The sequence below is a fragment of the Staphylococcus sp. URHA0057 genome (assembly GCF_000620265.1).
Lineage (GTDB): Bacteria > Bacillota > Bacilli > Staphylococcales > Staphylococcaceae > Staphylococcus > Staphylococcus pasteuri.
Map to the genome: position 1 here is coordinate 126,340 of NZ_JHVS01000008.1, position 24,813 is coordinate 151,152.

Annotated in this window: 24 protein-coding genes; 17 read left to right on the plus strand and 7 right to left on the minus strand. The window is 31.9% G+C overall.

The window, feature by feature from the left end; all coding sequences use genetic code 11:
• Nucleotides 1-68 precede the first annotated feature (68 nt).
• From N524_RS0106165 to N524_RS0106175, 3 genes are read left to right on the plus strand one after another with little or no spacing between them, the layout of a single operon-like run.
• The gene (locus tag N524_RS0106165; protein ID WP_029055970.1) at nucleotides 69-371 is read left to right on the plus strand and encodes a DUF2316 family protein; all 303 of its coding nucleotides are present in this window, start codon (nucleotides 69-71) and stop codon (nucleotides 369-371) included.
• A gap of 17 nt (nucleotides 372-388) precedes the next feature.
• On the plus strand, nucleotides 389-1,204 hold the full coding sequence (locus N524_RS0106170) for an NmrA/HSCARG family protein (RefSeq protein ID WP_029055971.1): 816 nt from the start codon (nucleotides 389-391) through the stop codon (nucleotides 1,202-1,204).
• Nucleotides 1,205-1,253: 49 nt separating this feature from the next.
• A complete protein-coding gene (locus N524_RS0106175) occupies nucleotides 1,254-1,631 on the plus strand; it encodes a VOC family protein (protein WP_029055972.1) in 378 nt (125 codons plus the stop codon).
• 53 nt (nucleotides 1,632-1,684) lie between these two features.
• Here N524_RS0106175 and N524_RS0106180 read toward each other — a convergent pair whose 3' ends face one another.
• The 3 genes from N524_RS0106180 to N524_RS0106190 form a co-directional block, all read right to left on the minus strand.
• Entirely contained in the window at nucleotides 1,685-1,921 is a 237-nt protein-coding gene (locus N524_RS0106180) for a DUF896 domain-containing protein (RefSeq protein WP_017636600.1), read from the minus strand.
• Between the two features lie 12 nt (nucleotides 1,922-1,933).
• On the minus strand, nucleotides 1,934-2,878 hold the full coding sequence (locus N524_RS0106185; protein ID WP_029055973.1) for an LLM class oxidoreductase: 945 nt from the start codon (nucleotides 2,876-2,878) through the stop codon (nucleotides 1,934-1,936).
• A 233-nt stretch (nucleotides 2,879-3,111) separates the two neighbouring features.
• Entirely contained in the window at nucleotides 3,112-3,678 is a 567-nt protein-coding gene (locus N524_RS0106190; protein ID WP_029055974.1) for a TetR/AcrR family transcriptional regulator, read from the minus strand.
• 202 nt (nucleotides 3,679-3,880) lie between these two features.
• On the opposite strand from N524_RS0106190, the gene N524_RS0106195 reads away from it, so the two are divergent.
• The gene (locus N524_RS0106195) at nucleotides 3,881-5,254 is read left to right on the plus strand and encodes an amino acid permease (RefSeq protein ID WP_017636597.1); all 1,374 of its coding nucleotides are present in this window, start codon (nucleotides 3,881-3,883) and stop codon (nucleotides 5,252-5,254) included.
• 61 nt (nucleotides 5,255-5,315) lie between these two features.
• Here the strand turns inward: N524_RS0106195 and N524_RS0106200 are convergent, their stop codons facing one another.
• Nucleotides 5,316-5,675 (minus strand): DUF488 domain-containing protein, encoded by a 360-nt coding sequence (locus N524_RS0106200; protein ID WP_029055975.1) that lies wholly within the window; start codon nucleotides 5,673-5,675, stop codon nucleotides 5,316-5,318.
• Nucleotides 5,676-5,944: 269 nt separating this feature from the next.
• Between N524_RS0106200 and N524_RS0106205 the strand changes: the two genes are divergently transcribed.
• The 10 genes from N524_RS0106205 (at nucleotide 5,945) to N524_RS0106250 (ending at nucleotide 17,873) form a co-directional block, all read left to right on the plus strand.
• The gene (locus N524_RS0106205) at nucleotides 5,945-7,000 is read left to right on the plus strand and encodes a PTS transporter subunit IIC (RefSeq protein WP_029055976.1); all 1,056 of its coding nucleotides are present in this window, start codon (nucleotides 5,945-5,947) and stop codon (nucleotides 6,998-7,000) included.
• Nucleotides 7,001-7,097: 97 nt separating this feature from the next.
• Nucleotides 7,098-8,522 (plus strand): phosphate--AMP phosphotransferase, encoded by a 1,425-nt coding sequence (locus N524_RS0106210; protein ID WP_029055977.1) that lies wholly within the window; start codon nucleotides 7,098-7,100, stop codon nucleotides 8,520-8,522.
• A 459-nt stretch (nucleotides 8,523-8,981) separates the two neighbouring features.
• The gene (locus N524_RS0106215) at nucleotides 8,982-9,758 is read left to right on the plus strand and encodes a transglycosylase (protein ID WP_017636593.1); all 777 of its coding nucleotides are present in this window, start codon (nucleotides 8,982-8,984) and stop codon (nucleotides 9,756-9,758) included.
• 226 nt (nucleotides 9,759-9,984) lie between these two features.
• Nucleotides 9,985-10,470: a hypothetical protein gene (locus N524_RS0106220; RefSeq protein ID WP_017636592.1), complete on the plus strand. Its 486-nt coding sequence runs from the start codon at nucleotides 9,985-9,987 to the stop codon at nucleotides 10,468-10,470.
• Nucleotides 10,471-10,474: 4 nt separating this feature from the next.
• Nucleotides 10,475-11,977, plus strand: a complete 1,503-nt coding sequence (locus N524_RS0106225) for a phytoene desaturase family protein (RefSeq protein ID WP_029055978.1) — start codon at nucleotides 10,475-10,477, stop codon at nucleotides 11,975-11,977.
• Complete coding sequence (locus N524_RS0106230) at nucleotides 11,977-13,122, plus strand: glycosyltransferase family 2 protein (RefSeq protein ID WP_029055979.1); 1,146 nt, start codon at nucleotides 11,977-11,979, stop codon at nucleotides 13,120-13,122. Before N524_RS0106225 ends, N524_RS0106230 begins: the two co-directional genes overlap by 1 nt.
• 34 nt (nucleotides 13,123-13,156) lie before the next feature.
• Nucleotides 13,157-14,020: a phytoene/squalene synthase family protein gene (locus tag N524_RS0106235; protein WP_029055980.1), complete on the plus strand. Its 864-nt coding sequence runs from the start codon at nucleotides 13,157-13,159 to the stop codon at nucleotides 14,018-14,020.
• A 12-nt stretch (nucleotides 14,021-14,032) separates the two neighbouring features.
• Entirely contained in the window at nucleotides 14,033-15,538 is a 1,506-nt protein-coding gene (locus tag N524_RS0106240) for a phytoene desaturase family protein (RefSeq protein ID WP_029055981.1), read from the plus strand.
• A 163-nt stretch (nucleotides 15,539-15,701) separates the two neighbouring features.
• Nucleotides 15,702-16,856, plus strand: a complete 1,155-nt coding sequence (locus N524_RS0106245; protein WP_183998729.1) for an aminotransferase class I/II-fold pyridoxal phosphate-dependent enzyme — start codon at nucleotides 15,702-15,704, stop codon at nucleotides 16,854-16,856.
• Nucleotides 16,857-16,874: 18 nt separating this feature from the next.
• Nucleotides 16,875-17,873 (plus strand): D-lactate dehydrogenase, encoded by a 999-nt coding sequence (locus N524_RS0106250; protein ID WP_029055983.1) that lies wholly within the window; start codon nucleotides 16,875-16,877, stop codon nucleotides 17,871-17,873.
• A gap of 99 nt (nucleotides 17,874-17,972) precedes the next feature.
• Here the strand turns inward: N524_RS0106250 and copZ are convergent, their stop codons facing one another.
• The 3 genes from copZ to N524_RS0106265 all read right to left on the minus strand — a co-directional run bounded on the left by copZ (nucleotide 17,973) and on the right by N524_RS0106265 (nucleotide 21,077).
• Entirely contained in the window at nucleotides 17,973-18,179 is a 207-nt protein-coding gene (copZ, locus tag N524_RS0106255; RefSeq protein WP_029055984.1) for a copper chaperone CopZ, read from the minus strand.
• Between the two features lie 91 nt (nucleotides 18,180-18,270).
• Nucleotides 18,271-20,655, minus strand: a complete 2,385-nt coding sequence (locus N524_RS0106260; protein ID WP_029055985.1) for a heavy metal translocating P-type ATPase — start codon at nucleotides 20,653-20,655, stop codon at nucleotides 18,271-18,273.
• Between the two features lie 215 nt (nucleotides 20,656-20,870).
• Nucleotides 20,871-21,077, minus strand: a complete 207-nt coding sequence (locus tag N524_RS0106265; protein ID WP_029055986.1) for a hypothetical protein — start codon at nucleotides 21,075-21,077, stop codon at nucleotides 20,871-20,873.
• A gap of 192 nt (nucleotides 21,078-21,269) precedes the next feature.
• Here N524_RS0106265 and N524_RS0106270 point away from each other — a divergent pair, with 192 nt between their 5' ends.
• From N524_RS0106270 to pruA, 3 genes are all read left to right on the plus strand, one after another.
• The gene (locus tag N524_RS0106270; protein ID WP_017636582.1) at nucleotides 21,270-22,139 is read left to right on the plus strand and encodes an SDR family oxidoreductase; all 870 of its coding nucleotides are present in this window, start codon (nucleotides 21,270-21,272) and stop codon (nucleotides 22,137-22,139) included.
• 42 nt (nucleotides 22,140-22,181) lie between these two features.
• Entirely contained in the window at nucleotides 22,182-22,745 is a 564-nt protein-coding gene (locus tag N524_RS0106275) for a sugar O-acetyltransferase (RefSeq protein WP_017636581.1), read from the plus strand.
• A gap of 335 nt (nucleotides 22,746-23,080) precedes the next feature.
• Nucleotides 23,081-24,625: an L-glutamate gamma-semialdehyde dehydrogenase gene (gene pruA / locus N524_RS0106280; RefSeq protein ID WP_029055987.1), complete on the plus strand. Its 1,545-nt coding sequence runs from the start codon at nucleotides 23,081-23,083 to the stop codon at nucleotides 24,623-24,625.
• Nucleotides 24,626-24,813: the final 188 nt, after the last annotated feature.

Genomic DNA, 24,813 nt, shown 5'->3' on the forward strand with positions numbered 1-24,813 from the left:
AAGCCTATCATATAAAAAGACAAATAAAAGAGATGTAGATGTTTTAATAAAAGGGAAGAGTGATGTAGATGTCATTAAATAAAGAACAAAGACAAATTACAGCTAAAGAATTACAAGAGCATTTTGATGAAACGACTTTGAGTTTGAAAAATATAGCAGATGAAATGAATATTTCAATTAATGAGGTATCTCATGTATTACAGATGAAAGCACCAAACAAATTGTTTGGAAATCATTTACATCAATTTATTCATTTAGTATGGGATATAAGAGATTTAATGAATGAAAATATATGGCATATGGGTAAATCACCTAAAGAATACACTTATTTAAAAGGTGAGAAGGAAGATTATTGGTTTTTACAACAGTAATAAAGGAGAGAAAATAAATGAAAAGTATTCTAGTTATTGGAGCTACAGGTAAACAAGGTAATGCAGTTGTAAGACAATTATTAACTGATGGTTGGCATGTACGTGCTTTAACTCGTAATAAACATAATGATAAATTAACTTCTATTGAAAGTGATCAACTTGAAATTTTTGAAGGTGATTTGAGTAATCAACAAAGCTTAGAAGAAGCAATGGAAGGACAATATGGATTATATAGTGTTCAACCAATCATAAAAGATGATATTGAGGAAGAATTAAGACAAGGAAAAATGATTATTAAATTAGCTGAAAAACAACATATTGAGTATGTTGTGTATAGTACAGCAGGCGGTGTAAATAGAGATAGAACAGGACCCCATTTTGAAGCGTTAGCTGAAATGGAAAATGAACTGAAAGCATCATCATTAAACTTCTCAATTATTAAACCATCATTCTTTATGGATAACTTCCTTAGAATTGCTAAGAAAGAAGACCAACAAATAACAATACCTGAGTTTATCAATCCTGAAGTTAAATTCGCAATGATTTCTTCAATTGATATTGCGAAAGTTGCTGCTAATTTATTTAAAAAAACAGAACAATATAATCATCAAGCCATCGAAATTGCGTCAGATGAATTAACTTTAAATGAAGTGGTTAAAACATTTGCAACTGTCACTGGTCTACCTACAGAAATTAAAGGTGAATTTGTGAGTGGTACAGCTGAAAGAAGTTGGTTAGAAGATAAAGGATATGTGGTTGATTTTGAATTAATGAATCAAATTAACCCTGATAAACTATCTCTAGCACAGTGGATTGAACATGTACAATTTTAAGTAGAAATATTGTTGCGATTTAAATTAACCAATTAAAGGAGCCGAATTTATGATTAAATCAATGTGGTTTAATTTGCATGTGAAAGATTTGAATAGAAGTGAAGCATTTTACCGAGCTTTAGGTTTTGAAATTAATCATAACCCAGAGATGTTAGATAAAATGGTAGGGATTAAAATAGGCAATACGATTGTTATTTTAATTGAAAATAATCACTTTGAAGCGGTTACTAAAGATACGGTAACTTCTAATGCGAATGAAACAATTATTTCGTTAGGTGTTAATACGAATGAAGAAGTAGACCAACTTATCGAAAGCGTCGAATCAGCAGGAGGTACTATTTTAGAAAAAACTTGTGTTAAGCAAGGTTATTATGGTGCAATGTTTGCTGATCCAGATGGCCATAAATTCAATTTTTTAGTTTGTTAAATAACAAAGGCACTTAGTTTCCATTTGGAGACTGAGTGCCTTTTTAAATTTAGTTATTCATTTTCTTGAATGTTGCCATATTCTTTTCGCAAATCATAAACTTTGTCTGGTGTTACATCTTGACCAAGTGGATCAACGACTTTCATAGTTGAAAATGTATTTAACACTTGTCCTCTGATCATTTTTAAATAATCTTGTCTAAGCGCTTGTTGTTCTTGTTTTTCTTCTACACTCAATGTTTGTACTTTTTCTTTATTTGCTAATTCATTTATTCTGTTTAAAATTTCCATTATTAATTCCTCCTAAATTTGGTGAGTTGGAAAGTAGGGTACTATATACGTTCCAACTTCATTGATGATATCTTTTAGTTGTCTGTCTTTATTGATAAATCGTAATATTATATGGTTTGTACCTATTGTTTCGTATGCTTTTAAAATTTCAATTAACATTTTTCTACCTGTTCGATAGCCGCCTTTAATAGGTTTGACTGTCTCATTAGGATTACTAGATAAATCGACGAACAATATATTTATGAAAGGTTTAAAAATTTCATTATCTTTATGCCATTGTTCTACCAGTTGCTTTTGATCTTGAAAATGTTGAGCATAAAATATCCAACCGTCCATATTTTGTTTGAGCCATTCTATAGATTGTTTAGAGTATCCAGTACCTAACATCGGAATGGCTTTATTTTTAGGTAAAACCTGTAGTCCTGATTCTTCACTTAATTCAAATATAGCATTTGAAATGTCAGGCGCATTTGACTGCCATAATTGTCGTAGCGACTTAATAGTTGTACGATATCGTTCTGATAATTCATCTTCATTCACTTTAAAAGCTGGAAATTCAAACGATCGATCACCTGTAGCCATACCTAATAATAGTCTTTCGTGGGATAAAATATCGAGAGATGTAGCTGCCTTAGCTAAATGGAGGGGATGACGTAATGTAGCAACAATACTTGCTGTGCCAAGAGATATTTTGGAAGTATGGGCAGCTAAGTAAGTTAAAAATACAAATGGGTCGTAATTCTCGGTTACGTTACCTAAATATTTGCTATATAACGGATTGTCCCTTACAAATAGGCTTGAGTAATCCAACTCTTCAGCTAATTGAGCTAATTCAACTTGTTCATCGATATTAATTTTTTTCTGGTTTGGCTGATCGAACGGAATAGATAAACCTAAAGTTAAATGCTTATCTTTGAATGTCCGCTTAAATCCCTCGTGATCCTCTATTGTTGTCATATCATTCCCTCCAATCTTTTTTTATTTAACAACACATATTATCTATGCAACATCTGTTGTTTAAATATAATATATACCTTAATTTGAAAAAGTGCAAACAACATGTTTATAAGTTTGTTGTTTAACTAACACATTTTAAAATATGTTGCCTTATAGTAAAAAATCTATTCATAAATTAACGTTTTAGAACGATTTTTATGAATAGATATATAGGTGAACTTTGAATAAGAAAATTATAAATGCGCAACATGGTGAATAAGGAATGGAAGATTTTTCTCTATAAATACTTTAGCAGTTTGTTGACTTGTATTAAGCCAGTGTTTACATAAGCCACATAGACCAGCCGATAAGAAACTAGCACTGTTGACGAGGATGTCTCGTTCATGATTAGGGTAACTATTTTCTAACATAATCGTGAATATATCTTCTAATTCTTCATTAATACGTTGATGTGCTTGGTTACAAAATACGTCTTGATTTAACTTGCAAAAATTTTGAACATCTACCATATAATCACAGATAGTCATAAATAATTGTGAAAGCACTTGTTCATTTATAAAATCTGAAACCTTCAATGTATCGTTTAAATCTTTAAGAATGGTTACTGATAGTGAATAATCCAAAATATCATATTTATCAGTGAAATGGGCATAGAAAGTAGCTCTATTCACTGTTGCTTCGTCAGTAATATTTTTCACGGTTAATTGTGAGAATTGTTTTTCTCGGGATACGGTTTGAAATGCTTCAACTAATAGTTTTTTAGTACGTAAAACTCGTGGATCTATTTTAGTCGTATTCATCTTTTTACCTACCTAACATGTGTTGTATATCTTTATTAAATTATCTTGCTAAACTATCGTGATGTCAAAGTATTAAGCTAAATCATTTTTAATATTTGATTGTAATTTGAAAATGAGGGTATGTGTAACTTTATAGTAGAAATGAAAGATTATATTAAACAAAAAATTATAGTTAAGCAATGACCGGAATGGGGAGACAATAATGGCGGATAAATTGCAACGTGAGTTAAGTAATAGACATATTCAATTGATTGCTATTGGTGGTGCAATTGGAACAGGTTTATTTTTAGGAGCAGGTGAATCTATTCATTTGGCTGGTCCTTCAATTTTACTTACATATATTATAGTAGGTTTTGTATTATTTATGTTTATGCGTGCAATGGGAGAAATGTTATTATCTAATCTTGGTTTTAAATCATTTGCGGATATCGCCCATAAACATATAGGTCCATTGGCAGGATTTATTGTAGGTTGGACATATTGGTTAACATGGATTATTTCTGGTATGGCCGAAATTACAGCTGTAGCTAAATACGTAGATTACTGGTACCCGGCTATGCCGAACTGGTTAACGGCGTTATTTACATTACTAGTTCTCATGTCTTTAAATTTATTCAGCGCTAAATTATTTGGAGAATTGGAATTTTGGTTTGCTATTATTAAAGTTTTAACAATTTTAGCATTAATAATAGTAGGAATTGTTATGGTCATTTTTGCAATGAAGACGCCATACGGAACAGCTAGTGTATCTAATATTTGGAGTCATGGTGGTATATTCCCTCATGGTGCATCTGGCTTTTTCATGTCATTTCAAATGGCAATCTTTTCATTTATAGGTATTGAATTAATAGGAATCACAGCAGGTGAAACTAAGAATCCTCATAAAACAATTCCTCAAGCAATCAATAATGTACCTTATCGAATTTTGATTTTTTATATTGGTTCTTTAGCAGTTATTATGGCTGCGGTACCTTGGAATCAACTTAGTCCGTCAGATAGTCCGTATGTTAAATTATTTGGGTTAGTTGGTATTCCTTTTGCGGCAGGACTTATCAACTTTGTAGTATTAACTGCAGCAGCTTCAGCTTGTAATAGTGGCGTGTTTGCCAATAGTAGAACAATGTTTGGATTATCTCAACGTAAACAAGCACCTCCTATATTAGGAAAAACAAATAGAAATGGTGTGCCTTATTATGCGATTTTAGTAACATGCGGATTGTTAAGTATTTCTGTTGTACTTAATGCCATCTTTAAAGATGCAACGAAAGTATTTGTATATATTACAACAGTTTCTACAGTATTAAATATCGTAATTTGGTCTATTATTATGATTGCTTATATCGGTTATTTAAAACAAAATCCAGAGTTACATAAACAAAGTCAATACAAATTACCAGGCGGTAAGTGGATGGCTTATGGTATTGTTACATTCTTTGCATTTATATTTATTATTTTATTAATTAACAATAGTACAAGAATAGCAGTTATTATTGCGCCATTTTGGATGGGAATATTAGGTTTAATGTATTTGAGATATAAGAAAGAATCTAGAAAAGCAGAAATTGTAGATGAATAATTAAAACAAAAGCATTTAATGAGTTAATGAAAGGTAAACTCATTAAATGCTTTTTATTGATTTAGTTATTTTTTAGAAGTTTCATTAATACATTAGCGTGATTATATTGAGTATCCTTTGCGGCATATAATAAAATAACATCTTCCTTACTTGATGACACAAAGTCTTTAAGATATTCAAAAGCTTCTTGTTGTTCGCTATTTTCACGTAATTCTTTAGCATACTTTTCTGAAAACGCAGCGTATAATTTAGGTTCATGATTAAACCATTTTCTTAATTCAGTAGTAGGGGCCACTTTTTTTAACCATTCGTCTAATTGTGCATCTTCTTTAGAAATACCTCTTGGCCAAACACGATCAACTAACACACGCTTACCTTTAGCAATTTGCTTATCATAGATGCGTTGACATTTAACAGTCATCGTATACATCTCCTCTTTTATTTGTAACTTTAGCATAACAATCATAATGGCATAAAGATGTTAAAAAATGATGAAAATTTAAAATAATTATCTGAAAATTCTAAATAATATGGTATAATACTAGCTATAGTCTTAATTGGCCCAACTTTACACAACAAATGATTGCATCAACGAATACCAACACACCTTAGATTTCATCATGTGTATAGTTAGTTCAATTAAGGCTATTTGTCTTTTTTTATTGTAATAGATTATTGGAGGCGCTAGAAATGACAACATTGAGTAAAATAAGACCAAAAGATTTTATATTCAGAGTGTTATCTGGGGTAGCAGTAGGTATTGTAGCAGGTTTAGTACCTAATGCGATATTGGGAGAAATATTTAAATATTTCTCCCAATATCATCCTATTTTTAAAACATTACTAGGTGTTGTTCAAGCAATTCAATTTACTGTACCAGCACTAGTAGGAGCGTTAATCGCTTTAAAATTTAATTTGACACCATTAGCTATGGCAGTAGTAGCAAGTGCTTCTTATGTTGGAAGTGGTGCTGCCCAATTTAAGAATGGTACATGGGTGATTGCTGGAATAGGAGATTTAATTAATACAATGATTACTGCATCTATTGCGGTATTGTTGATTTTGTTAATAGAACACCGTGTAGGTAGTATGGCTTTAATTGTATATCCAACATTTATAGGGGGCATTGCAGCAACAATCGGTGTATTAATCCTACCTTATGTACATATGATTACAACTGGTATAGGAAATATGGTAAACAGTTTTACAGAATTACAGCCTGTATTAATGAGTATGTTAATTTCAATGGTATTTAGTTTCATTATCATATCGCCGCTATCAACAGTAGCGATTGCCATAGCGATTGGTATTTCGGGTATAGCGGCTGGTTCCGCATCTATTGGTATAGCAGCTACAGAAGCGGTATTACTAATTGGAACTAGCCAAGTCAATCGAGCGGGTGTGCCAATGTCTATTTTCTTTGGCGGTGTGAAAATGATGATGCCTAACATGGTGCGTTATCCGATTATTATGCTACCAATATTAATTACAGCCGCAGTTTCAGGGATTACTTCAGGAATTGTAGGTATAGCAGGTACAAAAGAATCAGCAGGATTTGGTTTTATAGGTATGGTAGGTCCAATTAATGCATTTAAATTTATGGGACTTGATTCTGCTTGGTTGAGTTTATTGCTTATAATGATTGCATACTTTATCGTTCCTTTCCTTGTAGCATGGATTTTAGATATTCTATTTAGAAAGGTATTTAAAATTTATAGTAATGACATATTTAAATTTTTAGCATAATAAGTAAAAAACAGGTTTCTTTCATTTAATAGTAAAGGACCTGTTTTTATTATGCTATACTTTATAAAATTTCATTTTTAATCAAAGGGTGGGTATTATGAATAAAAAAATAGAAGAATTAAAGTTAAAAGCAGCAAGTCTGACTCGCCAAACTCATGAATTAGGCATTCCAATTATGATTTTATTTGAAGGTATGCCGGCGTCAGGGAAGACACGCTTATCCAATGAACTATTACTGACTTTTGATGCAAAATACACACAATTCATCTCTACTAAGTCACCACAATATGAAGATTTAAGATATCAATTTTTACAAAAATATTGGAACACATTACCTCAAAAAGGACACATTAACATATATTTTAGAAGTTGGTATTCTCATTTCTTAGATTATAAAGAAAACGGTATTAAACAAGCATATTATAAAAAAAGTGAGAAACTAGTTAATCAAATCAAAAGTTTTGAAACAATGCTACAAAATGACAATTATGAATTAATTAAGTTTTATATTGAAGTGAGCGAAGAAAAACGACAAGAACATATTCAACAAACTAAAGACAATCCATTAATGAAATGGAAAGTTCAAGAATATGAACAGGTCATCCCTAATGAAACGTATTTAGCAGAAATGAGAAAGTTCACACATAAAGATAACCAATGGGAAGTCATTGATTATACACAACGTGAAGTCGCATTTGAAAAAATGTACAAACATATAATAGAAAGATTAGAAAACGCGATTAAGAAATCAAATAGACAGCAAGCTAATAAAGACGGTGCATTTAGCAAAGATTTTTCGACTAATATGTTTGATGTTAAATTCGAGAAAATTTCTAAAAAAGAATATAAAGAGATGATTGAACCTTTACAAAAACGTATGAGAGAAATTCAATTTGCATTATATGAAAGAAAGATTCCACTTATTTTAACTTTCGAAGGAATGGATGCAGCTGGTAAAGGTGGTAATATTAAGCGAATTCGAGAAAAGTTAGATCCTACAGGTTATGAAGTAAATGGTATCAGTGCACCAACCGATGTTGAATTAGCTCATCATTACTTATGGCGCTTTGCTAAAGAAATGCCTAAAACAGGTCACCTTGAAATATTCGATCGCAGTTGGTACGGCAGAGTGTTGGTAGAAAGAGTAGAGGGGTTTGCCGATAAAGAAGAATGGAAACGAGCTTATCATGAAATTAATGAATTTGAAAAAATGTGGACAGATGAAGGTGCGATTCTTTTAAAATTTTTCTTGTGTTTAGATAAAGATGAACAACTTAAGCGATTTAAGGATAGAGAGCAAGATCCAAATAAACAATGGAAAATAACGGATGAAGATTGGCGTAATCGTGATAAATGGGATTTATATTTAGAAGCAAGTCATGACATGATTAAATATACTGATACTAATTACGCACCTTGGTTCATTGTGCCTGCTGATCATAAGAAGACTGCAAGAGTTGAAGTGTTGAAATATATTATTAGACAATGTGAAAAAGTATTATGGGGCGTTAAAGACTATTAAACTAATTCGGATTACAAAATAAATATAGTTTGTGTTTAGATGAAATGATTCAAATTAATGAAAAAGTTTGGATATTTCATCTATTTTTATGTTAAAACTAACCATTTTAAATTTTTAGAACTATTACAGTTATGTAACTAAAATGCAATCTGTAATATTACGACAAATGTAAAAGTTGAGCAAAACTCTTAAAAATCTAATGTAATATAAGGGTTTGTGATGAAATTTTAAACTAAAAAGTTTAAGTCTTTATATTACAAGGACGACATTTATATTTCAAAGTTACAAAACGAGGTTTAGTTTGTAATTTTTTGTAAGGAACGTGTAATATACAAAGCCGATTTTTATGGTATAGTGAATACCGTCGAAAGTTAAACAAAAACATTTTCAATATTGCACAACGAATTTAATACAAGAAAACATATAAAAACAAAAAACTTTTTGGAGGATTTTTCAATTATGAAGAAGACATTTATCGCATCAACATTAGCATTAACTTTAGGAGCAGCAGGTTACGCAGTATCAGGTCACGAAGCACACGCTTCAGAAACTACTAACGTAGATCAAGCACATTTAATCGACTTAGCTCATAACCACCCAGAACAATTAAACGCTCAACCAGTTCAAGCTGGCGCTTACGACATTCACTTTGTAAGTGGTGGATTCGAATATAACTTCACTTCAGACGGTACAAACTTCTCTTGGAACTACCAAGAAGTTGGTTCAAACGCTTCAACAACTCAAGCATCAGCTCAAACATCAAATACTGCAGCTCAATCAGCTGACTACACAACTTCTTATAACCAAGAAGCTAGTACTCAATCAGTAAGCTCTAACCAACAATCAAGCAACACTAACGTAGAAGCTGTTTCAGCTCCAACTACTTCTTCAAACAGTAGTTCAAGCCATAACTACAGTACTAAAACAACTTCATACTCAGCACCATCAACTTCAAGTGCTTCAACTTCAAGTGCTTCAACTGGTGGATCAACTAAAGCTCAATTCTTAGCTAATGGTGGTACTGAAGCTGCATGGAACGCTATCGTTATGCCTGAATCAGGTGGTAACCCTAACGCAGTTAACCCAGCTGGATACAGAGGTTTAGGTCAAACTAAAGAATCTTGGGGTTCAGGATCAGTAGCTAGCCAAACTAAAGGTATGCTTAACTATGCTAATAGCCGTTACGGTTCATTAAGCAGTGCAATTGCTTTCCGTCAAAGCCACGGATGGTGGTAGGATTCAGTTTATAACTGGAAAGAACTTCGAGTTATAAATGATTGAGAGGATGACTATGTCATCCTCTTTTTTTATGTCTTTTTTTATTTAGCTTATTAATTTTTTACAAAGTTTAATTAAAAATTTTAATTCATTTGGTGTTTAGAGTTTAAATAATGATAATGAGGGAACATGTTCTAAAACGTATGTTAATAGGTGATAAAATAGTGAAGGTGTTGTTATGTGTTTGAAAATTATTAAAAAGACCTTGAAATTAACTGTTTTACATAGTTTGTATTGGTTTTCGATTCAAATGACATTAGCACACTTTGGAACTAAAATACCTAATTCATTTTTTGAAAAAAATGGGCATATATTTCGTATATACTCTTGGGAAAATAATGGTAAATTTTGGAATAGAATTTTAAAAGTAAACCAATGGAAGTACTTGATACCTGAAGGAAGTAAATTAAATTCTCATATATATAATAAGAATTCAATAGAAGATTTAAATATTGAAACATTAAAACAACTTGATATTGAAATGAAAAGAGCAGAATTGATTCATTGGTTGTCTATAATACCAGTTATTATATTTGTGAAATCTTCTAGATACATACAAATAATCAATTTAATCTATGTATTATTTAGTCATATTCCTGTGATCTTAGTACAAAGATATAATCGTCCAAGATTAGAAAAGTTAATTCGTTTAATTTATAAAAGAGGTTAAATACATGACTGAAAATACTAAAGTGGTTGTTATTGGTGGTGGATTAGGTGGTATATCTGCTGCAATTAGAATGGCACAAAGTGGTTATGAAGTATCATTATTCGAACAAAATGAACATATAGGAGGTAAAGTCAATCGCCTTGAAACGAAAGGGTTTGGTTTTGATTTAGGACCTTCTATATTAACTATGCCTCAAATTTTTGAACGTTTATTCGAATATAGTAATAAACATATGGAAGATTATGTAACAATTGAAAGATTACCATTACAATGGCGAAGCTTCTTTACAGATGGTACATATATAGATTTATATGAAGGAATAGAACAAACATTTTCAAATAATGACCAACTATCTTTGACTGATAAAGAAGAGTTACAAAATTATTTAGAGTATACACGACGTATACAGCGAATTACAGAAAAAGGCTATTTTAATAAAGGGTTAGACAAATTAAAAGATATTATAAAATATCATGGGCCTTTACGTTCTTTAAAAGAGTTTGATTATTTTTCTACTATGCAACAAGCAATAAATCAACGTGTTAGTAATCCTAAATTAAGAGATATGTTAGGTTACTTTATCAAATATGTAGGTTCATCTTCTTATCATGCACCAGCAGTATTATCAATGCTATTTAATATGCAACAAGAACAAGGTCTATGGTATGTTCAGGGCGGTATACATCGACTCGCTCAAGCATTGGAACAACTTGCTATAGAAGAAGGGGTTCAAATTCACACTAGTGTATCTGTTAAAAATATAAAAACCTATCATGACGACGTAGTAGGAGTTAGATTAGCAGATGGTAGATTTTTTGAAGCTGACTATATTATCTCTAATATGGAAGTTATTCCTACATATAGAGAATTATTACATTTTAATCAAAAACGTATTGATAAATTAGAAGGCGTATACGAACCGGCTAGTTCTGGATTTGTAATGCATTTGGGTGTCAGTAAATCTTATCCTCAGCTACGACATCATAATTTTTTCTTTTCCAGTAATTCAAAAAGAAATTATGAAGAAGTATTTGATCAAAAAATATTACCTCAAGACCCAACGATTTATTTAGTAAATACGAATAAAACTGACTCAACTCAAGCACCTAATGGTTATGAAAATATAAAAGTTTTACCACATATCCCATATATTCAAGATAAACCTTTTAAAAAAGAAGAGTATCAAATATTTAGAAACATCGTATTAGATAAATTAGAACGTATGGGACTAACTGATTTAAGACAGCATATTATATATGAAGATTATTGGTTACCTGAATATATTGAGCAACATTACCGTTCTAATAGAGGAGCAATATATGGTGTTGTAGCAGATAAAAAGAAAAATAAAGGTTTCAAATTCCCTAAATGTAGCCAATATTTTAATAATTTGTACTTTGTTGGTGGTTCCGTCAACCCAGGAGGCGGTATGCCTATGGTTACTTTAAGCGGACAACAAGTAGCAGATATGATTAATCTGCGCGAAGGAACTAAAGGAGAAAAATAGTGAGAATTATTCAATATATTATTACTGTTTTTACAACGGTATCAATAGTGTGTGGTCATTTTATATATAATCATAGATATAGATTGAACCATCAGAAAACAAATAATAGCCATGATTTGAAAGAAATAAATGGGAGTAATCCAATCATAACTATTATTATTCCTGCTAGAAACGAAGCTCATAGATTACCACAATTACTGGAATCCTTATTAACGCAAACTGGAAATTTTAAAGTGATTGTCATGGATGATGGTTCTACAGATGACACAGTCAACGTTGCAAAAGCATATCAAGTTGAGGTTCATCAAGTTCAATATTCCATTGAAGATAAATGGCGTGGTAAATCACGTGTATGTTATGAAGGAATGAAGTATTGTAATAGTAAATTAGTAATGTTTGTGGATGCAGATGTAGTATTTGAAAATAACGAAGTCATTGAGAAACTTATTCATACTTATCATCATCAAGACGATAAAGGATTACTAAGTGTTCAACCTTATCATAAAACACGTAACATCTATGAAAATTTATCAGCAATTTTTAATTTAATGACTGTAGTAGGTATGAATCACTTCTCATCTTTAAAGAAACAGAAGGACAATAATATAGCATTTGGGCCAATATTGTTAACTAACATAGATGACTATTTAGCTACTAATGGGCATCTGAATGCAGAACACAGTATTATTGAAGGCTTTGCACTTGGCCAAGCTTATCAACAACTCAATTTACCTGTCACACTTTATGAAGGAAAAGGCAACATTCATTTTAGAATGTACGAAGAGGGGTTGAATGCATTAGTTAAAGGTTGGACCAAGCATTTATCTGTAGGTGCTAATCAGACAGAGTCACGCATAATGTTTGCTATAATAATTTGGCTATTTGGTTCTATAATGACTAGTTTAGGAATAATATTTAGTTGTATTTATAAACCTATTTCAAAATTTAAAATGTTAACGCTATACTTTATCTATACAATTCAGTTTATTCAATTGCATCGACGTGTTGGTAATTTTTCTAGGATATTGTTATGTTTACATCCATTACTATTTTTATTTTTCTGTAGTATTTTTGGGAAATCATTGTGGCATACATATATTTTGAAAAAGGTTGAATGGAAAGGTAGACACTTTGACATTCATTAAAGTGAATAGTATTAAAGCAACAGGAGGTCAAATAATGACAACGATTAATGAAAGTTATAAATATTGCCATCAAATTATGAAAAAGTATTCTAAAAGTTTTTCTTATGCGTTTGATTTATTACCTGAACGTGAGAGGCGTGCGATATGGGCAGTATATGCAGTATGCCGAATTATAGATGATAGTATTGATGAAGAACAAGACCCTGAAAAGTTACAAGCTATTAAAGAAGATATTCAATTAATTGAGGCACAAGAAGTTCAGTCAATTGATCAATTCAAAAGTGATGAGCTTATTATGTTAGCTTTTTTAGATGCGTCAAAGCAATACAAAATGGAATATCAATCATTATATAATCTTATTCATGCTGTATCAGAAGATGAAGATTTTGAAATGTTTAAAGAAGATAAAGATTTGATGGGATATTGTTATGGTGTAGCTGGCACAGTAGGTGAAATATTGACACCTATTTTGACTGAACATCCTGTTGAAGAAACTTATGAAGTATCGAGACAATTAGGAGAAGCCTTACAATTAACTAATATTTTACGTGACGTTGGTGAAGATTTTGAAAAAGGTAGAATTTACTTTAGTCAATCAATGATTCATCAATTTGATGTAGATATAAAACATGTCTTCCATAATCAACCTACACAAAATTATATTCAATTATGGGAACATTACGCTCAAATTGCAGAAAAAGATTATCAATATACTTTAGATCATTTGGAAGTATATAAACCTGAAGCAAGACCAATTATAGAATTAGCAGCACTCATTTATAAAGGGATTATTGATGAGGCACGACAGCACGATTATTCATTACATCGTCGAGTTTATGTTTCTAGAATTAAAAAATTAAAAATATATAGACAGATTAAAAATAAATATCAAGAATAGGATGAATGCGAATTGAATATTGCTGTAATAGGTGCAGGTGTAACTGGATTAGCCTCGGCAGCTCGACTAGCCGCAAAAGGACATCAAGTCACACTATTTGAAAAGAATAATAAAATTGGTGGACGAATGAATCAATTTACGAAAGATGGTTTTACCTTTGATATGGGTCCCACTATTGTAATGGTGCCTGAAGTATACAAAGCAGTGTTTGAGGATTGCGGACAGCGTTTTGAAGATTACGTTGAAATGGAACAATTACGATACATTTATGACGTCTACTTTGATAAAGATGACAAAGTACGTGTACCTACTGATTTAGCTGAATTACATGATACGTTAGAACAGATTGAACCAGGAACAACACACGGATTTATGAAATTCTTAACTGATATTTATAAACGATATGAGGTTGCGAGAAAATACTTTTTAGAACGTACATACAGAAAACCATCTGACTTTTATAATATGACATCATTGATTCAAGGATATAAATTAAAAACATTAAATCATGCTGACAATTTAATTGGACAATATGTAGATAATGAAAAAATTCAAAAATTACTTGCGTTTCAAATGCTGTATATTGGAATAGATCCTAAACGAGGTCCATCGTTATACTCTATTATACCGATGATTGAAATGATGTTTGGCGTTCATTTCATAAAAGGTGGAATGTACGGTATGGTTAAAGGATTACAAAAGTTAAACGAAGACTTAGGTGTCGATATTCAATGTAATGCAGATATTGAAGAAATTATTATAGATCCTAAATATAAGACAGCAGATGGTGTCAAAGTAAACGGTTTGGTCCAGCGTTTTGACAAAGTATTATGTACAGCTGACTTTCCTTATGCAGCACAAGAATTAATGCCTAAACATGCACCTGTTAAAAAATATCCACCTCAAAAGATAGACAAATTAGATTACTCTTGCTCTGCTTTTCTAATGTATATTGGAATAGATAAAGATATTACAGAAGATGTGTTATTGCATAATGTCATATTTTCAAATCATTTCAGACAAAATATTGAAGAGATTTTTGGCGGTGATATATCAAAAGATCCTTCATTATATTTATATGTACCAAAAATAGGAGATCAATCATTAGCACCAGAAGGTCAAACAGGGCTATACGTTCTTATGCCAACGCCAGAACTTAAAACAGGACAATTAGAGTGGGATAACGAAAATTTTATAAATGAAGTTAAAGATATTATTTATCGTAAACTGGAAACGATTCCTACATTAGAAAGTATTAAGGAACACGTCATATCAGAAACGATTTTTACTCCAGAAGATTTTGAAAGTAAATTTAATGCTAAATTCGGTACTGCATTCGGTTTAATGCCGACATTATCACAGAGTAATTACTTTAGACCACCTAATGTTTCTAAAGACTATCAAGATTTATACTTTGCAGGTGCAAGTACCCATCCGGGAGCAGGCGTACCTATCGTATTAACTAGTGCTAAAATTACAGTTGATGAAATACTTAAAGATATAGATAATCAGATTTAAATTAAAAGTTAGCGGAGTGTAATAACTCTGTTAGCTTTTTTTGATTAAATCATCTAAAAATTTAGAATATTGACAATATTTTAACGGTTGATAAAATGAATGTACTAATAGATGATTATAAAAATAGTTGAATAATGTATAAAGGGGGCGTTTTAAGTTGAAAATGTCGAATCGATTAGCGGCTATCCCTGAGAGTTATTTTGGAAAAACGATGGGACGTAAAATTGAACATGGACCATTACCATTAATCAACATGGCTGTTGGTATTCCAGATGGAGAAACACCACAAGGTATTATTAACCACTTTGCTGAAGCATTAAAAATACCTGAAAATCAAAAATATGGTGCCTTTCACGGTAAAGATACTTTTAAACAAGCTATTGTAGATTTTTATCTAAGACACTACGGGGTCGAATTAGATAAAGATGAAGAAGTATGTATACTATATGGTACAAAAAATGGGTTAGTTGCATTACCAACATGTCTAGCAAATCCAGGTGACAACGTCTTATTACCAGATCCAGGATATACGGATTATTTGGCAGGTGTGATGCTAGCTGACGCTAACCCAGTTCCATTAAATTTAGAACCGCCGTATTATTTACCAAATTGGGATGCAGTGGATGCGGAAATATTAGAAAAAGCAAAGTTAGTTTATTTAACCTATCCTAATAATCCTACAGGTTCAACTGCTACGAAATCAGTGTTTGATGAAGCAATACAAAAATTTAAACATACTGATACCAAAATCATTCATGATTTTGCATACAGCGCATTTGGTTTTGATGCTAAAAATCCAAGTATTTTATCTTCAGAAAATGGAAAGGATGTAGCAGTAGAAATCTTTTCATTATCTAAAGGATACAATATGTCAGGATTTAGAGTTGGTTTCGCAGTAGGTAATCGTGACATGATTCAAGCTTTGAAAAAATATCAAACACATACAAATGCTGGTATGTTTGGAGCGTTACAAGACGCAGCTACTTATGCATTAAATCATTATGATGACTTTTTAGAAGAACAAAATGCCACATTTAAACGAAGACGAGATATCTTTGAGAGTAAATTAGAGGAAGCGGGAATACCATTTGTTCATTCAACAGGAGGCATTTATTGCTGGTTGAAGACCCCACCTCAATACGATAGTAAAGCGTTTGAACAGATGTTATTAAAAGAACAATCAATTTTAGTCGCACCTGGTATACCATTTGGTGACAATGGAAAGTATTATGTCAGACTTTCATTAGCATTATCTGAAGAACAACTTGAAACAGCAGCAAAACGATTATCAACATTAACCAATTTATATGAAAAATAATGTGTAGGGGATGTTAGTATGACTAAAATAAAAATAATGAGTGTACGTGATGAGGATATTGTCTATATTGAAGATTGGGCTAAGAAGAATAACGTTGAATATGAACTATCACGTCATCCTTTAACAGACGATAATATAGATGAAGTAGAAGGATTTGATGGACTATCACTTTCACAACAAATACCTATCTCTGAAGAAGTATTTGTGAAGTTAAAATCATTTGGTATTAAGCAAATCGCTCAAAGAAGTGCGGGATTCGATACGTATGATTTAGAATTGGCATCAAAATATGACATCATTGTTTCCAATGTACCGTCATATTCACCTAGTTCAATTGCTGAATTTGCAGTGACGCAAGCAATTAATGTAGTAAGAAACTTTAACGCAATCCAAAATAAAATGAACGTTCATGATTTTAGATGGGAACCTTCGATATTATCAAAATCAATAAGTGAATTAAAAGTAGCAGTAATTGGAACAGGTAGAATTGGAAGTATTGTTGCCAAGATTTTTGCACAAGGATATGATTGTGAAGTTGTAGCGTATGATCCGTTTCCAAATGAAGGTAGTGAAGAATATGTAACTTATCAACCTACATTACAAGAAGCAATTGAAGGTGCAGATATAGTGACATTGCACGTACCTGCTACAAAATATAATCATCATTTGTTTGATAAACATACATTTTCTCATTTTAAAAAAGGAGCTGTATTTGTAAACTGTGCTAGAGGCTCATTAGTAGATACCAATGCATTATTATCTAGTATAGATAGTGGACAAATCAAAGGAGCTGCTTTAGATACGTATGAATTTGAACGTGGATTATTCCCTAGTGATCAACGTGAACAACAGTTTAATGATCAATTATTGCAACAATTAATTGATAGAGAAGATATCATTATTACGCCGCATATTGCATTTTATACAGATGCTGCAGTAAAAAATTTAATCGTTGATGCATTAGATGCAACATTAGAAGTACTACAAACTGGAACAACACACTTACGAGTAAATTAAAAATGGGGGGATTGAGACATAAACCCCAAAATAAAAGCACTAAGGTGATTAAAAATAAATCATCTTAGTGCTTTATCTATACTCAATGCTTTATTTGAATTATTTAACGTCGTAGCCTTGATCTTCAATAGCATCTTTCATGTCTGATAATTGTACTTTATCTTCATCATAATCGACACGTACTTGACCTTTGTCTAAATTAACTTCTGCTGCAGAAACACCATTGATTCTTGCTAAAGCAGATTCAACTGCATTTTTGCAATGATCGCAACTCATACCTTCTACATTTATAACTTTTTGTCCCATTTTTTTTCACCTCTATAATTTAATGACTTAATTTCATTTTATAACTAAGTTGCATGACTTGAAAGTAAATGCATACCAATTAGTGTTGAAATTATTTTATAATACGTTTTAATCTTAGTGCATTTGTGACTACACTGACAGAACTAAGTGCCATAGCAGCCCCTGCAATCCAAGGGGCGAGTAGGCCTAATGCTGCAATAGGGATGCCGGCTATATTATAACCAAATGCCCAAATTAAATTTTGTCGTATGTTACGCATTGTTAATTGGCTAATGTTTAATGTTTTAGGCAGTAAGGATAAATCACCACCTAAAATTGTAATGTCGGCAGCTTCAATAGCAACTTCAGTTCCAGTACCCATCGCTATACCAATATTTGCTGTTACAAGCGCAGGCGCATCGTTAACGCCATCTCCAACCATGGCAACTTGTTTACCTTCCTTTTGTAATTGTGTTATATGTGCAGATTTTTCGTCAGGAAGTACATTTGCTATAACACGATCAATACCCACTTGTTTTGCAATAGCTTGAGCAGTATTATCATTGTCACCTGTTAGCATAACAACATTAATATTCATATCGTGTAATCGACGAATTGATTCAATTGCATTGTCTTTAATAGTATCTGCTACTGCTATCAGACCTTGATAAACGCCGTTAATAGCGATAAGCATGGCAGTTTTACCATTGCTCTCCCAATCTGTCATTTTAGATTCAATATGATTTGAGAGTTCAACATTATTTGATGTCATTAACTGGCGATTACCTACTAGAACTTGTTTTTGACTAACAGATGCTTCTATTCCATGACCAGGCAGTGCATTAAATGTATCTGTATTTATTAAGTTGATATTATTTGTTTGAGCATAATCAACAATTGCTTTTGCAAGAGGGTGTTCAGAAGCATATTCTGCACTTGCAAGTAATTGTAACGTTTCGTTATCACCCTCAAAATCAGTTACAACAGGCTTACCATTTGTAATAGTACCTGTTTTATCTAATACGATAGTATCAATATTTTGTGCTTGTTCAACGTATTGACCACCTTTAAATAAGATGCCTTTTTCAGCAGCACGACCAGTACCTACCATAATAGATGTTGGAGTTGCCAATCCTAATGAACATGGACAAGCGATCACTAGCACTGAAATAGCGGCTACAAGTGCTGGTTCAAATTGTCCGAAATGTACTAACGTAATCCAAATAATAAATGTGAGTAAAGCAATACCTATAACAGTAGGTACAAAATATCCAGAAATTTGATCTGCTAAACGTTGGATAGGTGCTTTAGATCCTTGAGCTTGTTCAACGACTTTAATGATATTAGCTAGTGCGGTATCATTACCTACTTGAGTAGCTTGAATAACAATGGCGCCATTTTGATTAATTGTCGCACCAATAACTTTATCGTTGATTTGTTTATCTACAGGTATAGATTCACCTGTAAGCATAGATTCATCTATTGACGTTGTACCTTTTAGAATAATGCCATCAACTGGAATCTTTTCACCTGGTTTAATTAAAATATTATCATTTACTTGAACATCTTTTACAGGTATCATCATTTCTTTATTGTCTTTAATAACACGTGCTTCTTTAGCTTGAAGGCTTAATAGTTCACCTAATGCATTAGTAGTTTGTGTTTTAGCTTTCGTTTCTAAATATTTACCAAATAAAATTAAAGTAATTAACACTGCACTCGTTTCAAAATAAAGATGAGGCATTTGAGTTGTGTGATTGAGCCATTTAAACATTTCATAGATACTATAGAAATAGGCAGCACTCGTGCCTAATGCCACTAATACATCCATATTTGCGGAACCATTTTTAAGATTTTTATAGGCGCCTTTATAGAATTGCCAACCTATAATGAATTGTACCGGTGTGGCTAATATGAATTGGAACCATGGATTCATAAATATTGAAGGTAATGGCATATGAAACAAATGAACTAACATCGTTGCTAGTAATGGTATTGATAATATAGCAGCTATGACTAATTTAGTAAGTTGCTTTTTGAGTCGTTTATCTTTATTAGAATATTGATTTTGTCCTTCTTTTACTTTTGCATCATAGCCTAAATTTTGTATTTTAGAAATGAAATCATCGCTATTAACTACTCCACGATAATATTCAACAGTAGCTTGTTCGGTAGTTAAATTGACGTTGGCATTGATAACACCATCAATTTTATTAAGTACTTTTTCAATACGATTAGAACATGCTGCACATGTCATGCCAGAAATCGTTAATTCTACACTTTCTTTAACGACATCATAGCCTAAATGTTGAATTTCGTTAACGTAGTCCTCAGTATGATATTGTCCTTGATGATCATCAATTGTTGCTTGCTCAGTTGTAATGTTAACTTGAGCAGTAACATTATCAAGTTTATTGAGTTTCTTTTCTATTCTATTTGAACACGCAGCACATGTCATTCCTGTGATATCTATAGTTGTTTTTTTGTTATTATCCATGTGAAAGCCTCCGTTTCTTCTCATCATTAATGTACCCCCTATAGGTATATAAGTCAAACACATTGTTTGCCAAAAGAAGAAAGTAAGACTAGATAATAAAAAAATCCCACACAAATATTTTAAGAAACATTTGTGTGGGATTTTATCATCTATATTAACAGCTAATATGCTGGAATTGTAGCTCTTATAAATAGAATGGATTTTTGGTTAACGAGTTAGAAAAAGTCTGAAGGGGAAAATTGTTTAAGATCAATATCTTTAACTTGATTGATGTCATAATTAGAAATATTTTCTAAGATTTGACCATCTTTTGCTTGTTGATAATAACGATCGGCTTCATTAATAACGTCATGAGTTTGGAAAGTTTTGACCACGCCTAAAAGTATAAGAACTGCGATTGCTGATTTTAAAATACGTTTCATGATATTGGCTCCTTTAATGTGTTGGTAGAGTCTATTATAAAAAATATGTTGATAAAAAACATGAGGCTATAGTATTGATGTGAACTCGTACTTCAGTATGATTCTTAAAGAATAGCCCTATAAAGGTGTATAGGTAGTTTTATATGTAAGTTTATAGGGAAGGTGAATAAAGATTAGGAAAGGGGCAAAACTATAAACTTATTAGAATTTCATCAACAAATTAAAGGATATACGCAACCACAACAACCAGGTATTGAAGCTGACATGAATCCTAAACCAATTGCTGAATTAGACGAATATAAAGCAGCTGGAAAATTAAAAGGAAAAGTAGCACTTATTACTGGCGGAGATTCTGGTATTGGACGCTCTGTAGCAATTCTATTTGCTAAAGAAGGTGCTAATGTAGCTATCGGATATTATAATGAACATCAAGATGCAGAAGATACCGTTAATCGATTAAAAGAACTAGGTGTCGAGGCTAAAGCATATGCGCATGATTTAAAAGACGAAAAGCAATCACAACAACTTATCAAAGATGTTGTAGAGGATTTCGGAGGACTTAATATATTAGTTAATAATGGTGGCGTACAATTTCCAAGAGACCATTTTGAAGAAATTACGCCAGAACAAGTTAAAGAAACATTCCAAACTAATATTTTCGGCATGATGTTTTTATCACAAGCTGCCGTACCATATTTAAATGATGGAGATACGATTATTAATACAACAAGTGTGACAGCTTATAGAGGTTCAGGACACTTGATTGATTATTCAGCAACAAAAGGCGCCATTGTATCATTTACGCGTTCATTAGCTACAACACTTATGGAGAAAAATATTCGTGTAAATGCAGTTGCACCTGGACCGATTTATACACCTTTAATTCCTTCTACATTTGATGAAGATAAAGTTGAAAATCAAGGCGGTGGCACTCCTATGGGACGTAGAGGTCAACCAGCAGAGCTAGCACCTTCCTATGTATTTTTAGCTACATCTGCTGATAGTTCTTATATTACTGGACAAGTAATTCATGTTAACGGTGGAGACTACATGACAACATAGGAGTTAATATAGAAAAGAGTAATTGTTAGGGTGAAAAGATTAATGACTGAAAAGGAAAAAATGTTAGCTCATCAGTGGTATGATGCTAATTTTGATAATGAATTAATTGAAGATAGAAAGAAAGCTAAAGACTTATGTTTTGAATATAATCATACGAGACCTAGTAATGAAACAAAAAGACATGAGATATTATCGACTTTATTTAATGCAAAACTTGAAAATATAAGTATAGCGATTCCTTTTGATACAGATTATGGTTGGAATATTACCTTTGGAAAAAATGTATTTTTAAATACCAATTGCTATCTAATGGATGGCGGAGGTATCACTTTTGGAGATAATGTATTTGTTGGTCCCAATTGTGGCTTCTATACAGCAACACATCCATTAAAGTTTAAAGACAGAAATAAAGGTTTAGAATTAGCTGAAGAAATTATAGTAGGAAGTAATACATGGTTTGGGGGTAATGTAGCAGTTTTACCCGGGGTTACTATAGGTGAAGGCAGTGTTATAGGTGCGGGTAGTGTAGTGTCTAAAGATATACCGCCAAATAGTTTAGCAGTAGGTAACCCTTGTAAAGTGATACGTCAAATAGACAATGAATAAATAAATGAGATATAGTCCATAAGATCAATTTAGGTTATTCCTGAATATGATTTCTTATGGGCTTGTTTTTTTATAAAAAGTAAAATATAAGTCTTTATAAGTTGAGACTAATTTTCGTTTCTCTAATATTTTAGTTAATTTTTGAAATATTAAGATTTTTAAATGAAAGCGATTGCAAAATTACAATGATACATAGTAGAATGTAAGAAAGGTTGAGATAAAGTTGCATTAGCGTAACAGTAACATGATTAAAATAGCGCACTTATCTAGACCTATATGTAATTAAACAAAGGGTTCAACAACTCATTTTAATATTTCATAGGGGGTACGCAATAATGGTAGTAGATTTTAAAAATGAACCAGGAATTGATTTTTCTGTTCAAGCGAATGTAGATAAATTTAAAGAGACTTTAAAAGCAGTAGAAGGTCAATTAGGTCAAAGTATTCCATTAGTCATTAATGGAGAAAAGATAGATAAAAAAGATCAATTTGAATCTATAAATCCAGCTAATACTTCTCAAACTATTGCTAAAGTTTCAAAAGCAACAAAAGAAGATGTTGAAAAAGCATTTCAATCTGCTAACGAAGCATACCAGACATGGAAAAAATGGTCTCATAAAGATCGTGCTGAATTAATGTTACGTGTTGCTGCAATTATTCGTCGTCGCAAAGAAGAAATTTCTGCTGTTATGGTTTATGAAGCGGGTAAACCATGGGATGAAGCAGTAGGCGATGCGGCTGAGGGTATTGATTTTATTGAATACTATGCACGTTCAATGATGGATTTAGCTGATGGTAAACCTGTTTTAGATAGAGAAGGAGAACATAACAAATATTTCTATAAATCTATAGGAACAGGTGTTACAATTCCACCTTGGAACTTCCCATTTGCGATTATGGCTGGAACAACATTAGCACCAGTTGTAGCAGGTAATACAGTTTTATTAAAACCAGCAGAAGATACGCCGTTAACTGCTTATAAATTAATAGAAATTTTAGAAGAAGCAGGTTTACCAAAAGGTGTAGTTAACTTTGTACCAGGAGATCCTAAAGAAATTGGTGACTACTTAGTAGACCACAAAGATACTCACTTTGTAACATTTACTGGTTCAAGAGCAACAGGTACACGTATTTATGAAAGAAGTGCAGTCGTTCAAGAAGGACAAACATTCTTAAAACGCGTTATCGCTGAGATGGGCGGTAAAGACGCTATCGTTGTCGATGAAAATGTTGATACAGATTTAGCAGCAGAATCAATTGTAACATCAGCATTTGGATTTGCAGGTCAAAAATGTTCTGCATGTTCAAGAGCAATTGTGCATCAAAATGTTTATGATGAGGTATTAGAAAAAGCTGTTAAATTAACTAAAGAATTATCTTTAGGAGACACAACAGGCAATACATTTGTAGGACCAGTAATTAATCAAAAACAATTTGATAAAATCAAAAATTATATCGAAATTGGTAAAGAAGAAGGTAAATTAGAACAAGGTGGAGGCACTGATGATTCTACTGGATATTTCATTGAGCCAACTATTTTCTCTGGCTTGAAATCTTCAGACCGAATTATGCAAGAAGAAATCTTCGGCCCAGTTGTTGGATTTGTTAAAGTAAAAGATTTTGATGAAGCGATTGATGTTGCTAATGATACTGATTATGGTTTAACTGGTGCAGTATTTACTAATAATCGTGAACACTGGATTAAAGCTGTAAATGAATACGATGTAGGTAACTTATACTTAAATCGTGGATGTACAGCAGCAGTTGTTGGATATCATCCATTTGGTGGATTCAAAATGTCAGGTACTGACGCTAAAACAGGTAGCCCAGACTACTTATTAAACTTCTTAGAACAAAAAGTTGTATCTGAAATGTTCTAATACAAAATAAAGTAATAGTCAAAGACGTTGTGTAAGTCTATCTCAGATTTATGCAACGTTTTTTTATGAATTCAAGTGCAAAATTAATTTTATAAATATTAAGAAAAGATTGATGAAATATTAATTTTACAGAAAAATGATTAAAACATTTAAATAGTGATATATACTCAATAAGAACTTTTAAATAT

What these genes read in the sequence shown, in the direction of transcription:
- N524_RS0106175 (WP_029055972.1), top strand. Translation starts at nt 1,254, where the DNA reads ATGATTAAATCAATGTGGTTTAATTTGCATGTGAAAGATTTGAATAGA.
- N524_RS0106185 (WP_029055973.1), bottom strand. Translation starts at nt 2,878, where the DNA reads ATGACAACAATAGAGGATCACGAGGGATTTAAGCGGACATTCAAAGAT.
- pruA (WP_029055987.1), top strand. Translation starts at nt 23,081, where the DNA reads ATGGTAGTAGATTTTAAAAATGAACCAGGAATTGATTTTTCTGTTCAA.
- N524_RS0106205 (WP_029055976.1), top strand. Translation starts at nt 5,945, where the DNA reads ATGACAACATTGAGTAAAATAAGACCAAAAGATTTTATATTCAGAGTG.
- N524_RS0106265 (WP_029055986.1), bottom strand. Translation starts at nt 21,077, where the DNA reads ATGAAACGTATTTTAAAATCAGCAATCGCAGTTCTTATACTTTTAGGC.
- N524_RS0106180 (WP_017636600.1), bottom strand. Translation starts at nt 1,921, where the DNA reads ATGGAAATTTTAAACAGAATAAATGAATTAGCAAATAAAGAAAAAGTA.
- N524_RS0106245 (WP_183998729.1), top strand. Translation starts at nt 15,702, where the DNA reads ATGTCGAATCGATTAGCGGCTATCCCTGAGAGTTATTTTGGAAAAACG.
- N524_RS0106260 (WP_029055985.1), bottom strand. Translation starts at nt 20,655, where the DNA reads ATGGATAATAACAAAAAAACAACTATAGATATCACAGGAATGACATGT.
- N524_RS0106195 (WP_017636597.1), top strand. Translation starts at nt 3,881, where the DNA reads ATGGCGGATAAATTGCAACGTGAGTTAAGTAATAGACATATTCAATTG.
- N524_RS0106170 (WP_029055971.1), top strand. Translation starts at nt 389, where the DNA reads ATGAAAAGTATTCTAGTTATTGGAGCTACAGGTAAACAAGGTAATGCA.
- N524_RS0106190 (WP_029055974.1), bottom strand. Translation starts at nt 3,678, where the DNA reads ATGAATACGACTAAAATAGATCCACGAGTTTTACGTACTAAAAAACTA.
- N524_RS0106225 (WP_029055978.1), top strand. Translation starts at nt 10,475, where the DNA reads ATGACTGAAAATACTAAAGTGGTTGTTATTGGTGGTGGATTAGGTGGT.
- N524_RS0106250 (WP_029055983.1), top strand. Translation starts at nt 16,875, where the DNA reads ATGACTAAAATAAAAATAATGAGTGTACGTGATGAGGATATTGTCTAT.
- copZ (WP_029055984.1), bottom strand. Translation starts at nt 18,179, where the DNA reads ATGGGACAAAAAGTTATAAATGTAGAAGGTATGAGTTGCGATCATTGC.
- N524_RS0106200 (WP_029055975.1), bottom strand. Translation starts at nt 5,675, where the DNA reads ATGACTGTTAAATGTCAACGCATCTATGATAAGCAAATTGCTAAAGGT.
- N524_RS0106275 (WP_017636581.1), top strand. Translation starts at nt 22,182, where the DNA reads ATGACTGAAAAGGAAAAAATGTTAGCTCATCAGTGGTATGATGCTAAT.
- N524_RS0106210 (WP_029055977.1), top strand. Translation starts at nt 7,098, where the DNA reads ATGAATAAAAAAATAGAAGAATTAAAGTTAAAAGCAGCAAGTCTGACT.
- N524_RS0106165 (WP_029055970.1), top strand. Translation starts at nt 69, where the DNA reads ATGTCATTAAATAAAGAACAAAGACAAATTACAGCTAAAGAATTACAA.
- N524_RS0106235 (WP_029055980.1), top strand. Translation starts at nt 13,157, where the DNA reads ATGACAACGATTAATGAAAGTTATAAATATTGCCATCAAATTATGAAA.
- N524_RS0106215 (WP_017636593.1), top strand. Translation starts at nt 8,982, where the DNA reads ATGAAGAAGACATTTATCGCATCAACATTAGCATTAACTTTAGGAGCA.